General features: G+C 67.4%; 8 protein-coding genes, 1 tRNA gene and 2 pseudogenes. 9 read left to right on the forward strand and 2 right to left on the reverse strand.

Annotation, left to right across the window (positions count from 1 at the left end; genetic code table 11):
- Positions 1-110: 110 nt before the first annotated feature.
- From ABZT06_RS44220 to ABZT06_RS44240, 5 genes are all read left to right on the forward strand, one after another.
- Entirely contained in the window at positions 111-1,565 is a 1,455-nt protein-coding gene (locus ABZT06_RS44220) for an FAD-dependent oxidoreductase (RefSeq protein WP_355754122.1), read from the forward strand.
- Positions 1,562-2,245, forward strand: coding sequence for an MOSC domain-containing protein (locus tag ABZT06_RS44225; protein ID WP_355754124.1), 684 nt, complete (start codon positions 1,562-1,564; stop codon positions 2,243-2,245). Before ABZT06_RS44220 ends, ABZT06_RS44225 begins: the two co-directional genes overlap by 4 nt.
- A gap of 28 nt (positions 2,246-2,273) precedes the next feature.
- On the forward strand, positions 2,274-3,491 hold the full coding sequence (locus ABZT06_RS44230) for an ATP-grasp domain-containing protein (RefSeq protein WP_355754126.1): 1,218 nt from the start codon (positions 2,274-2,276) through the stop codon (positions 3,489-3,491).
- Positions 3,492-3,552: 61 nt separating this feature from the next.
- Complete coding sequence (locus ABZT06_RS44235) at positions 3,553-4,878, forward strand: MFS transporter (RefSeq protein WP_355754128.1); 1,326 nt, start codon at positions 3,553-3,555, stop codon at positions 4,876-4,878.
- Complete coding sequence (locus ABZT06_RS44240; RefSeq protein ID WP_355754130.1) at positions 4,875-6,197, forward strand: ATP-grasp domain-containing protein; 1,323 nt, start codon at positions 4,875-4,877, stop codon at positions 6,195-6,197. Before ABZT06_RS44235 ends, ABZT06_RS44240 begins: the two co-directional genes overlap by 4 nt.
- Before the next feature lie 91 nt (positions 6,198-6,288).
- On the opposite strand, the gene ABZT06_RS44245 is transcribed toward ABZT06_RS44240, so the two are convergent.
- Positions 6,289-7,524 (reverse strand): MFS transporter, encoded by a 1,236-nt coding sequence (locus tag ABZT06_RS44245; protein ID WP_355754133.1) that lies wholly within the window; start codon positions 7,522-7,524, stop codon positions 6,289-6,291.
- A gap of 93 nt (positions 7,525-7,617) precedes the next feature.
- Between ABZT06_RS44245 and ABZT06_RS44250 the strand changes: the two genes are divergently transcribed.
- The 4 genes and pseudogenes from ABZT06_RS44250 to ABZT06_RS44265 all read left to right on the forward strand — a co-directional run bounded on the left by ABZT06_RS44250 (position 7,618) and on the right by ABZT06_RS44265 (position 10,524).
- Positions 7,618-8,169, forward strand: a complete 552-nt coding sequence (locus ABZT06_RS44250; protein ID WP_355754136.1) for a CGNR zinc finger domain-containing protein — start codon at positions 7,618-7,620, stop codon at positions 8,167-8,169.
- Between the two features lie 198 nt (positions 8,170-8,367).
- On the forward strand, positions 8,368-8,871 hold the full coding sequence (locus ABZT06_RS44255) for a flavin reductase family protein (protein ID WP_355754138.1): 504 nt from the start codon (positions 8,368-8,370) through the stop codon (positions 8,869-8,871).
- A gap of 347 nt (positions 8,872-9,218) precedes the next feature.
- Positions 9,219-9,548: pseudogene (locus tag ABZT06_RS44260) on the forward strand (transposase); the annotation flags it as partial.
- 900 nt (positions 9,549-10,448) lie between these two features.
- Positions 10,449-10,524 (forward strand) — tRNA-Arg (locus tag ABZT06_RS44265).
- Positions 10,525-10,610: 86 nt separating this feature from the next.
- Here the strand turns inward: ABZT06_RS44265 and ABZT06_RS44270 are convergent.
- A pseudogene (locus ABZT06_RS44270) lies at positions 10,611-11,222 on the reverse strand (tyrosine-type recombinase/integrase); the annotation flags it as partial.
- Between the last annotated feature and the right edge of the window lie 968 nt (positions 11,223-12,190).

Consider the following 12,190-nt stretch of genomic DNA (forward strand, 5'->3'; position numbering starts at 1 on the left):
CTGGTGCGCCCGACAGACGCAACGAACGCACATCGGCTCGATCGAGTGGGCGAGACCCGACGGACATGCCGGCCGGCCTTGGACACGGTGACCGACGACAGCACCCCTGGATGGCCCCGATGAGCCGGGCGGTGCACGCGGCCGTGATCGGCGCGGGGCTGGGCGGGATGCTGACCGCCTTCTGTCTGGCTCGGCGAGGTGTCCGGGTGACCGTCTTCGAACGGGACGACTCGGCGGTGCCCGACACTCCGGCCGCGGCGGGGAACTGGCCGCGTACCGGCGTGCCGCACCTGCACCAGACGCATGGCTTCCTCGGCGCCTTCCACTCGACGCTGCGGGACGAACTTCCCGACCTGCTGGAGCAGTTGCTCGCCTTCGGTGTCGAGGCCCGCGACTTCGGGAAGATCGCTGCGGACCACGGCTTCAGTCCCGAAGCCGGCGCCGACGTCGCGGTGCTGCTGGCTCGGCGCAGCACGGTCGAGCAGGTGCTGCGCCGGGCGATGACGAGGGAAAAGGGAATCACGCTGCGCGTCGGCGCCGGCGTGGACGAGATCCTCGTCGGGCGAGGAAGAGTCCGGGGTGTGCGCACCTCGGGACACGACCTCGACGCCGACATCGTGATCGACGCCTCCGGCCGGCGGGCGGCACCCTGGGCCTCCTGGTACGACCCCGTGGGCGACAACCGCGGTGAGCTGGCCTACATCACGCGCATGTACCGGCTCGCCGACGGAGCCGAGCCCGGGCCGCTTTCCCGGGTGAGTGGTGCCGGCGTCATCGGCGACGGCTACCACACGGTGATCAACGTCCACGACAACCGTACGTTCTCCGCGGTCCTGGCCTGCTCACCGCATGATCGCGAGCTGTTGCGCGCACGGGACGCCCGGCTCTTCGAACTGCTCATGGAGTGGATACCGAAGACCGGTCCCTGGGTCGAGGAAGGCAGGGCCGTGCCCCTCTCTCCGCCGCGGGTCATGTCGAACATGCGCAACACCGCGCGGCGGATCTCCGGCAAGGCTCCGCAGGGCTTCTTCGCCGTGGGGGACGCACTCGTCACCACGGATCCGAGCCGCGGTTTCGGTGCCTCCATGGCCGCCGTCGGCTCGGTGTGGCTGGCCGAGGCGATCGCCGGCGACCACCGCGACATCGACGCGGCCCGCGAGGCCTATCTCGCGCGGCTCACTCCTTGGGCGCTCGACTGGTACGAGGACACAGTGGCCCACACCGCCACCCGGGCGAAGCGGTGGTCCGCGCTGCTGGCCGGGGAACGTGTCCCCGTCACCATCCCCGTCCCCGAGCCGGTGCCCGCTTTCGTCACCTTTCAGCTGCCGTCCGCCCATGAGGAGGAGTGGTGGCACAAGCGGCGCTACAGCCAGCTGATGGAAACCCCCGCCTCTCTGACGCGGCGATGGGGCGGGGACAGGACAGAAGCCAGGCCGGAAGGGCTCCAGGTCTACATGACGGACGTACCGACCCGGGCGGAAGTCGTCGACTACATGGAGGAGTTGACGGCAGCGCACGGTACGCCGCCGTACGCCGTCAAGGGCAGGCAGGGGGATCCCCGGTGACGCTGGGGCATGTGCGGTCGGTCAACGTCAGCCGCGCCAAGGCGGCGACGTTCAAGGGGCCTCGGTCGACGACCGGCATCGACAAGCGTTCCGTGCTCTCCGCTGTCGCGGTGACGCGCAACGGGTTGCACGGAGACGAGCAGGCGGACCTGCTGCACCATGGCGGGTACGACCAGGCGTTGTACGCCTACGCCGCGGAGGACCACGACTGGTGGGCAGCCCAGCTGGGCTGCCTGCGCCCTGACGGCGCATTCGGCGAGAACCTCACGACGGTCGGCTTCGACGTCAACGCCGCCGTGATCGGTGAGTGCTGGCGTATCGGTGACACCTTGCTTCAGGTCACGTCCCCGCGCATCCCCTGCCGCATGTTCGCCGGCTGGATGGGTGAGGACCACTGGATGAAGCGGTTCGCGCACGCGGCGCGCCCCGGAGCCTACCTACGTGTCGTCCAAGTCGGATCGATCTCGGCGAACGACGGGATCCAGCTGGTCGACCGGCCCGCCGAGAGCCTGACGCTGGCCGAGGCGATCAACGCCTACTACGGCGACTGGGAGCTGCTGCCCCGGCTCCTCGCCGCTCCCGCGCTCGCCACGCGCTGGCGTGAGATGGCCACGGAACGCCAACGGTCCGGCAAGCTGCAGCGGCTTCCCGACCGGAAGCCGGACGACGAACACCAGTAACTTTCCATGCCGTGTGCGAGGAAGCGTAATGCGTGTACTGATGATCGGGCTCAACAGTGGCTATCGCCGACTGGTTGACAACAACTCAGACCTCGAACTCTATGTCATAGAAGAAAAGGAGATCATCGAGGCCAATACCGCCGCCTTCGCGGCTCCGTGGATAAAAGAGGTGCGAGCCGGCGGATATCAGCAGTGCGATGAGGCCACGCAGACGGCACGCAAGTGGCAGAAGGATGTCGGGTTCGATGCGGTGGTACCGGGCATGGAATACGCCGTACCCACGGCATTCGGGCTGGCCCGGGAGTGGGGACTCGGTGAGCCAGGTGCCGTCGCCACCGATGTCTGCACCGACAAGCTGCTGCTCCGGCGACTCGCGCATACAGCGGACATCCCGCAGCCCAGATTCGCCGAGGCCACCTGCGCGGACGATGCGAAGAGTTTCTTCGAGGGCCGGCCGATCGTTCTGAAGCCTTCCAACCGTCGCGCCTCGGTGGGGGTGATACGAGTCGACAGGACGGAGGACATCGAGTCCGCCTGGCAGGAGACGACCCTCGCCGGGGAAGGATCCCGCACGGTCGGCAGGGACCTCTCCTGGAGGTTTCAGTGCGAGGAGTACGTCGACGGCCCGGAGATCTCCGTGGAGAGCGTCGTCTTCGAGCGTGAAGTCCTTTTCGACAACATCACGGCGAAGCAGACCGTGGGCGGGCGCTACTTCACCGAGGTCGGACACGTCGCTCCGGCCCGGGTGGACGACCAGGAGCGCCGCCTGATCCTTGCGCAGGTGCACCGCCTGCTGACCGCCATGGACGCGGTTTCCGGCGTCTTCCATTCGGAGTGGCGTGTCAACCGGGGCGTCCCGTACCTGGTCGAGTGCGCGGCCCGGCCTCCGGGAGACCTCATCCCCGAACTGATCAGGCGGAGCCAGGGAGTTGACCTCTACGACGCCTTCGTCGGGGTCCTCGCCGGCCGCCGCCCCGATCTCCGCCCCGCGCGGGCGTCGGTGGCATCAGTGCAGTTCTTCCGCCCGCCGGCCGGGAGGTTCGTGCGGCTGCGCGGGGAGGACGCGCTGGCTGCCTCCCGGTGGGTTTTCGACCATGAGGTGAATCTCCGCGCGGGGCAGGACACCCCCAGCTTCGCCAATTCCTGGCAACGGGCCGGTTATTACGCGCTTGAGTGCCCGGACCACGCTGCCCTGGAACGAGAGACGCGCGCACTGGAACAGCGTCTGGAGTTCATCGTCGACTAACACGGGATCGGAATCAGTGAACCTTTTCGTTGTACACCGCCTAGTGAAGGGAGAGCCCGCCATGGGAATTTCAGTCCGGAAACGGACCGAAGGAGGCGAGACGATTCCTCGCCCCAGCAGACCGCAACAGATACTGCTGTTCGCGCTCCTCATCAACGCGACGGGCAGCGGCCTCTATGTGGCCAGCGCGCCGGTATACCTCACCCGAGAGGTGGGACTGAGCGACTATCAGGCCGGTCTGGGTTTCACCATCGGCTCCGGAATAGCGCTGGCACTGATGGCCCACTTCGGGTACCTCTGCGACCGCATCGGCGCCAAGCGGACGTACGTCCTCTCGTGCCTCTTCTACGCCGTCGCCATGGTGGCCTTCACCACCATCGACGACATGCTGGGCTTCACAGTCGTCGCAACGGCCACCGGGATCACCTCCGGAGCCAGCGCTGTGGCCCGCCCCGCGCTGGTACGCCAGATGTCCGAGGGCCACCTTCGTTGGTTCCGCACACGCAATCGCGTGGTGAACAACCTGGGCATGGCACTGGGTGCCGGCGGTGCCATCGCCGCTCTGAAGGTCGACACCTCGTCGGCCTTCGAGGTGATCTACCTGGCGAACGCGGCCTCCTTCGTCATCTGCGCGGCGTTCGTGATGCTGGCGACCAGGTCGGCAGGCGGAGTGGTCGAGGCCCGGCCGTCCTCGCGCAAGTGGGTGGCGGTCCGGGACCGGCAGTTCATCCGTGGCACCGTGCTGAACGGCATCATCGCCCTGCAGTATCCGCTCCTCACGTTCGCCATGCCGCTGTGGGCCATCGACAGGATCGGTGCGCCGGCATGGGTGGCCTCCGGCTATGTCCTGTTGAACACGGTGTCCATCGTCGTGATCCAGAGCAGGCTCAGCCGGGGCATACGGTCGCTTCCCCTGGCCGGGCGGGCCATGCGGCGCAGCGGTCTGATCTTCACCGTCAACGTGGTCCTCGTGGCGTTGTCGCCACTGCTGCCGACCGCGCTGGCAGCCGTGATCCTCGTGCTGTCGGTTCTCGTCCACAGCGTGGGTGAGGCTCTGCACGCCGGCGCCTCGCAGGAGGTGTACTACGGCATGGCGACCAACGAGTCGCAGGCGGAATACGCGGGCGTCTTCTGGATCGGGCAGGGTCTCGCCCTCACCGTCGGACCGGTTCTGCTGGCCTATGTGTGCCTGGGGATGGGAATTCCGGGATGGCTGGTGCTGGGCGCCGTGTTCCTGGTCACCGGCCTTCTGTCGCCCCGCATCCTCATGGCGGGCGCGGGCCGGCCCGTCGAGACGGCCGCCTCCGTCGAGGAGCCCGCGTCCCACACCGAGGTGACCGGCACCCGCGTCCAGGCAGAGACCGCACCGGAAGGGATGACGGCATGATCCATCGCCAACGCCCCCTGCTCATCGGGGTGGACCGCTATGTCCTGCGGGCATGCGCCAGGCGCGACGTCCCCGCTGTCCTCGTCTACGGTCCGAACTGGCGTGACAGCGGACTTCCGAGCCTTCCGGACGGCGTCACCCCCGTCTTCACGGAGGACGAGCGCAGCCCGGAGGCGGTGCTCTCGGCACTCACCCGGGCCGGGCTGGCCGGGGAGCAGTTCGCGTCGGTGACCACCACGAACGAATTCGCCCTGGTGAACGCAGCCTTGCTCGCACAGTACCTTGGCTGCCCCGGGCTCTCGCCGTCGGTGGCAGTCCGTTTCCGCGACAAGTTCGTTCAGAAGCAGGTGGTGCAGGCGAGCGGCATCCGCACCGCCCGGTCGATCGTCCTGGACGACCTCCATGACGACATCCCCGACGAGTTGCCCTTCTCCTGCGGTGTCATCAAGCCGGTGACAGGGGCCGCAACACGTCAGACCGCGACCGTGCGCAGCGCGGACGACCTACGCGAGGCTGTACTCCATTTCCGGTCGCAGGGCGGCGCGGCGCGTACCTTTGTGGTGGAGGAGTTCCAGCAGGGGGACGAGTGGCTGGTGGACGGCGTGGTACACCACGGAGAGGTCCTCTTCTCGTCGGTCGCCGAGTACACCCAGCCCTGCCTGAGCACGGTCGAGTCTCAAGCCCCGCTGCAGATACGTCGGTTCGACCCCGCCGCGGAGGCCTGGACGTACCGGCTGGCGGAGCCCTTGGTCCGCGCGTCGTTGGAGGCGCTGGGCCTGACCGACGGCATCTTCCACATGGAGTTGTTCCACCATCGGGGCGAGGTGTTCTTCAGTGAGTGTGCCGCGCGCCGGGGCGGCGCCCTTGTACACGAGCAGATCGAGTGCAAGTTCGGCATCGACCTCGGTGACGCCGCCTTGTCGCTGGCGGTCGGGGAACGGCCGGAGCTGACGATCGCGGAACGTGCGGGAATCGTGGGCAGCACCTACATCACGTCGCCCCCGGGTGTCCTGTTCGCCGTGCCGTCCCATGCCGAGGTCATGGGCCTTCCCGATGTCGAATACGCCGTGCTGTCCCAGTCCGTCGGTGCCTCTCTGCCGGCGTCGATCTCCGACACCACGAAGCGCATCGGGCAGGTCATGCTCAGGACGGCGACGCTTGAGGAGTTCTACAAGCGCTCCGAAGAAACCCTGAGCTGGTTCGGCGAGCGCATCACAGTGGTGCCTTCCGGGCTGAGGGTCGGCGAGCTGAGGGCGCTGCAGCCTGCCTTGGGTGGCGACAACGCGCTCCTGGCGGACTACCTCAGGGACGACCGTTAGCCGGTGGAGCCGGTGGGAGCGACCGCCGCGCCGCCTTCACACCGGTGGATCGAGGCACGCGCCAGGTGACACGGCCGGGAATGTCCCGACCTCACTCCACGGACTCGGCGGATGCCCTGTCATCCGTCGCGTCCAGGGCCGGCCGAGTCCTGCGGGTGTCGACGGCACGGGAGACCGCCGGCTGGAGGAACGCGAGGGCCAGGCAGACGCCCGCCATGGTCGTCCACAGGGCCGTGACACCGGCTCGCTGAAGGAGTTCGGTGCCGACGATCGGCGCGACGACCGCCGCAACGCCCCAACTGAGGCCGTAGACCGCCATGTAGCGGCCCGAATGGTGCTCAGGGGCCAGCTCCGCCACGATGGCGTAGGCGCGTCCGACAAGCACGAGGTCACCGGCGCTCCACACGACCGTCGCGACGACATGGGCCGGCAGACCGTGCGCACACGCGTATCCGATGAGGCCGAGGGCCATGAGGCCGTATCCCAGGGCGAACGCTACTGGCACCGGCAGCATGGCCACTCTGGTCGCGCGGACCAGCGGCTGGCCGGCCACCAGCGTGACCGCCGACGCGGTGGTGAGAAGTCCGGCGTCGGCTGCCTGCAGGCCGCGGTCCACCAGAGCCAGCGGGAGCAGCATCATCACCTGCAGACAGACGATGGCCATGAGGGTTCCGCAGCCGAGCATGAGCAGCAGAGCGGGGTCACGCCAGGGAGAGACGCCCCGCTGCGGCCCCTGCGCCGTCCGGGCCGGCGTCGGCCGTCTGGCCGGCAGCATCAGGTGCACGACCGCTGCGCAGATCGAACAGGTCAGCGCGTCCACGACGAACATCCAGCGGAGGTCCCATCGCCCCAGCACCGCGGCGAGCAGCCCGGCCGCCATGCCGGCTGCGGCGAGGGCGGCGTTCAGCAGGCTGTATGCCCGTACGCGTTCGTCGGCTGCCACCAGGTCTGCGATCATCGCCTGACTCGGGGGCTCGTACAGCTCGAATGCCAGTCCCAGCAGAATGGCGAACACCGTCACGACGACCAGGCTGTCGGCCGCCGCGATGCCCAACTGTGCCAGGGCACACGCGGTCAGTCCCACGACGATGGTCCGGCGCTGCCCCAAGTGGTCGGCGAGACGTCCGCCTGCAAGCCGGGAGGGAATGGTGGCCAGGCCGAACGCCGCGGAGATGACGCCCGCGACGGCAGCGTTCGCTCCGAAGCGGGTCGTGATCAGGACAGTGAGAAAGCTCAGAGAGAAGGCTCCCAGCCGATTGACCGCCCGTGCGGCGACGAGTAGGCGCACCTCACGGGGTAGCGGCTGTCGGGGCTGCCAGATCGGCATACGAATCCCGTCTGTGACTGGTGAATAGGATAATGCAAGTGACGAGAAACTAGAACTAAAGAGGTGACTGGTCAAGTGATGTTCGACAGTCACGTGGCGACGCTGCTCAGTGTGGCCGTGTCGCTCGTGAACGATTTGACGGACGGATCCCGCGGAGGCAAGCCCTATGTCGCACCCGGGGACGAGCAGCTGATTTCCGCAGTAGCCCGGGTGCTGCCGTCCGTCTCAGATCCACAGGAGATCGACCATGAGCAGGCCCTCAGCCTGGCGACCGCGGCCCAACAGATGCGGCTCGTGTTCGTGGCGGTGGACGACGAGCGCCTCGACGACGCGGCCGAGGCCGTGAACACACTGCTGCGCACCACGGGCACCCGTCCGCAGTTGGACCGTGTTCCAGGAGAACCGTGGCAGGTGCATTTCCACGGTTACGACGATTCCGACGCGGTGGGGTGGAGCGCAGGGTGTGCCGCCGCTCTGGCCCTGGCCATCGGCAGTGATCTCGCCGGCCGCCTCGGCGTATGCGGGGCGTCGCGGTGCGACCGGGTATACGTCGACGGATCGCGGAACTCCGCACGCCAGTTCTGCTCCCTGGCATGCCAGAACCGCGTCAAGGCCGCGGCGTACCGTGCGCGCGGATCTCATTGACGACGGACGTCCGCCATCCCACCCAGTGGCCCGGACTGGCGTCCTCACCCGATTCAAAGTGCGGCCGCGCACACATCCCGCGCATTCGTTGTCGGCGGGTGCCGTGCCAACAGCCCCGTGATGCCCACGTACGGCTCGCTACTCGACATCCCGGGGGCCCCGCTCCCTCGTCAGCCAGGCCCGAAAGGTAGCCACCTCATGACCACATCCACTTCCGCCACCCTTGACGCACAGACCCTCCGGAAGGCTTACGGCCAGTTCCCCACCGGAGTCGTGGCGATTGCTGCACAAGTGGATGGTGAGCCTCTCGGACTGGCAGCGAGCACATTCGTGCCCGTGTCCCTCGATCCTCCGCTGGTCGCCTTCTGCATCCAGAACACGTCATCGACCTGGCCTCGGCTCGCCGGTGCGGCCCGGCTAGGCGTCAGCGTGTTGGGGTCAGATCACAGTGGTGCTGCTCGTTCCCTGGGCAGCAAGGCCAGCAACCGATTCGCCGGCCTTACCACCAAAACGACTTGCGAAGGTGCTCTATTCATCGAAGGCGCCACCGCCTGGCTGGACACCTGTATACAAGAGACGGTGCCAGCGGGCGACCATACGATCGTGCTCCTGCAAGTGCACGGACTGACCGTCCGTGCACAGGTGAGCCCGATCGTCTTCCATGCCAGCACTTTCTGGAATTTGGCCGCAACATCCTGCTGAGCCGACCGTCAGTTCTTGGCTGAGAAGTACTGCATCCAGCACTTGGGGCTCGACCGGCGTCACGACCAGGACGCAGACGTCTCTTGTTCCCCTGCAGGTCAGGCCCCACTTTCTTCGAGTTCATGGCGCAGGTCGTCCAAGGGGCGGCTGTCGGCCAGCCGTCAGGTGATCCGGCCATTCGCCTGGCTCTGCGTCACCGCGAACGCAACCTTCGACAGCGAGCGGAACGGAAGGGACAGTCGGCCTTCCACCGTCAGAGTGCCGTCCGTGTGGACGGGGGACCTGTCCCCGAGTGGTGGACACCTCTGAGCCCGGCCCCGCCAGGGGCCGGGAAGGAGGGATCTCTTATGGTGATGAAGGTCTACTCGCCCGAGTTCAAGGCGGACGCTGTCGCGCTGTACCTGTCGGACCCAAGCCACACCTTCGAGGGCATCGGCAAGGATCTGGGGATCAGCCGGGAGACGCTGCGCAACTGGGTCCGGGCCGAGCGGGCCCGCCACGGCGGGGGCAGCACGACGAGCACGAGCACGGAGAAGAACACGGTGGATTCCCCGCCGACGGCCGAGGAGCTTCAGGCCGAGAACGAGGCCCTGCGCCGGGAGCTGGCGGCCGCGCGCAAGGAGATGCAGAAACTGGCCACCGAGCGCGACATCCTGCGCAAGGCGACGAAGTTTTTCGCACAAGAGATGACCTGGTGAACCGCTAATGCGGAAGTTCGGCATCGCCGGGCTGCGGCTACGCAAGCGCGCCGGAACAGGTCCGGCTGCGGGGCGGCGGACGGTTCGGGCACGCTTCACATTGTCTGGTCGGGGCTGCATACGTTCAATCTGGACAAACCCCTCCAGCGCATGAGCCTGTACCGGACCGTGCTGGCCGAAGGCATGCGCGACGACCTGTGCCGCTTCCTCAACTCCGACGCCCCTTCCGGTTCGCGAGCTTGAATTCCGCAAAGGCGCACAGGCTCGCTTCTACCAGCGTCTAGAAATCACCTGCCCGCACGGACCCCACGGTGTCCGCATCCGCGTCGACGAGACCAAGGAAGACCGGGAAATCGACCCCTCCACCAAGCGAATTCGATTCAATCGCACCGAACACCTGCGCCAAATCGCACCCGAAACGCCGGCAGGGCGGCGCCTGAAGGGGTTCCGACAGGACAGTGAGTCCCAGCATTCCCGGTTCGACCAGTCATATCCACACGAGCGCGTCCCCGCATACGGCGCAAAGGCGGCCCTCCTCATCTACATCGGCTACGCGTGGGTGAGCAACTCCGTCGCCCGCTGCGTCGCGCGCATCACCGGACGCCGCGCCACCTGACACACAGCCGGGGCCCGGCCTCAGCACTCCACCAAGACCCTGTCGCGGCCGAGCCCCGCGCCGCCCAACCTCCTACCCGACCAGGGCATCCGGCTTCACAGTCCAACAGTCGCCTGCCAGCACCAGGCCACCCGCTACACTGGCGGCGGTGGCGCAGCCCTCGCAGGCCGCGCTGCCGCAGACCTGTCGGGATCCAGCGGAATGGCATTCGTCCAGCTTCGGGTGAATTTCAGACACACTTTCCGACAGATCCCCGCCTTCGCGCCTTCGTAGCTCAGGGGATAGAGCACCGCTCTCCTAAAGCGGGTGTCGCAGGTTCGAATCCTGCCGGGGGCACCAGGCAAAAGGCCCCGGACCGATCATGGTCCGGGGCCTTTGACATCCACTTTTGACATCAACGCGGGCGATCAGTCACGACCGGTCACTCACGCACCGGGCCGCCTCTTGAGCAGCCGGTCCATGTGGCTGATGGCCTCCCGCTGGGTGTCCTGCACGACGTGTGTGTACACGTCCATGGTGATGCTGATCTGGCTGTGCCCAAGGATCTCCATCACAACGCGGGGAGCCACCCCGGCAGCGGTGAGCAGCGTGGCGCACCCGTGCCGGGCATCGTGCAGCCGGATCACGCGGAGGCCGGCGGACCGGGCGACGCGGGTGAAGGAGCGGTACACGTTGCGCGGCTCGACCGGGCGGCCGTTCCGGGTGGCGAAGCTGCTTGGCAGCTACCTGCCGCATCCGGTGAGCTCGCGCGACGAGGCCCGGGGCGGCTCTACAAGGCCCGCCACGTTCCGTGCGATCAGCTCTCCCGGCAGGCAGCGGACAGCGCCGTACGCAGTACCCGGTGCGACTCCTTGGCCGTGGCCGCTGTCGTCTTGTTCCCCAGCTGGGCCAGGAAGCGCCGGACGTCGGCGGCGCCGAGGGATTCGAGCCGCTTGGAGCCGAGCATGGGCACGAGGTAGAAGCTTCGCCGAGCCGGTGGGCCAGGGTACGCCCTGATCGACCTTAGCCAGCAGCTCACGATGCTTGGTGTCGCACTCCTGTCAGGCATCCGCATGGCGATCTTCCAAGCTGGTGCTCCAGGAGCCAAGCACGGCAACGCCTTCTTCGGGACGAGCAGGTATACACGCGCCCCCCTCTGAGACGCTTGGCAGATGCTCACTGCAGACGCAGCACGAGGGCTCGTTCTGGCGGAGCTCGCACGGACCGAAAGAGCGATACACCTGGAGCTTGCGATCTCCAAGGTTGAACCCGCGTCTTTCGGTTGGGTTTTCTACTGGTGCGCGCGACAGGACATCGGCCGCCCGGCCGGCCAGCGGCCAACACTTGGTGGAAATGGCCCGTTCTTGGTGGATCGGATGAACGAGCGGCTTGTTAGAGCTGCAACTTGCAGGCCCGTACCTCGACAGATCGCTGACTATGAGCGGCGGCTGCGGCGTGAGGCTCATGTTCAGAACGCAGCTGCGAAGCGAGCCGCGCAGCAAGGAAGTACAGCAACCACGGCAACCGTGGCCGTCCACCACCAGCAGCCTCTGACGGCCGACTGACCTGTGGAGCAGGCCTCACCAACCGTCCCGCCCGCAGTTCGCATTGCGGGGGCGGGCGCGGTTTCGGCCGTGCCACTCTCGTGCCAGAACGCCCAGGGATCGCGGGGAACCGGGGCTCGCCAGAGCGATACCGCGGGCTTGTGCCCAAGGCAGAGGATCCGCAGATCACGCGGTTCTAAGGGCGGGTGTCGCAGGTTCGAATCCTGCCGGGGCTGCAATGTCTCGTAACGGATCAGCACATCCGGCACGGACTCCGGACCCGACTTCTCCTCGCCGTCGGGCTCGGGCTCCGCTTCGGGAGCGATCTACTCGGAGGGGGCGCGGGTGCGCGGTACGAGCCGGGCTGCGGCCTCCGCTCCCGCTCCCTGAAGTTCCCCCCGCGAACTGGACAGCGGGTGTTTACGCTGCCGGGACGAGGTTCTGCCTGAGCAAGGATCTCGTTTCGAGCGGGGTGACGTACC

It is taken from the genome of Streptomyces sp. NPDC005483 (assembly GCF_040606035.1).
Lineage (GTDB): Bacteria > Actinomycetota > Actinomycetes > Streptomycetales > Streptomycetaceae > Streptomyces.

Coding starts and splice junctions, on each gene's coding strand:
- ABZT06_RS44230 (WP_355754126.1), top strand. CDS start 2,274: ATGCGTGTACTGATGATCGGGCTCAACAGTGGCTATCGCCGACTGGTT.
- ABZT06_RS44255 (WP_355754138.1), top strand. CDS start 8,368: ATGACCACATCCACTTCCGCCACCCTTGACGCACAGACCCTCCGGAAG.
- ABZT06_RS44235 (WP_355754128.1), top strand. CDS start 3,553: ATGGGAATTTCAGTCCGGAAACGGACCGAAGGAGGCGAGACGATTCCT.
- ABZT06_RS44240 (WP_355754130.1), top strand. CDS start 4,875: ATGATCCATCGCCAACGCCCCCTGCTCATCGGGGTGGACCGCTATGTC.
- ABZT06_RS44220 (WP_355754122.1), top strand. CDS start 111: ATGGCCCCGATGAGCCGGGCGGTGCACGCGGCCGTGATCGGCGCGGGG.
- ABZT06_RS44245 (WP_355754133.1), bottom strand. CDS start 7,524: ATGCCGATCTGGCAGCCCCGACAGCCGCTACCCCGTGAGGTGCGCCTA.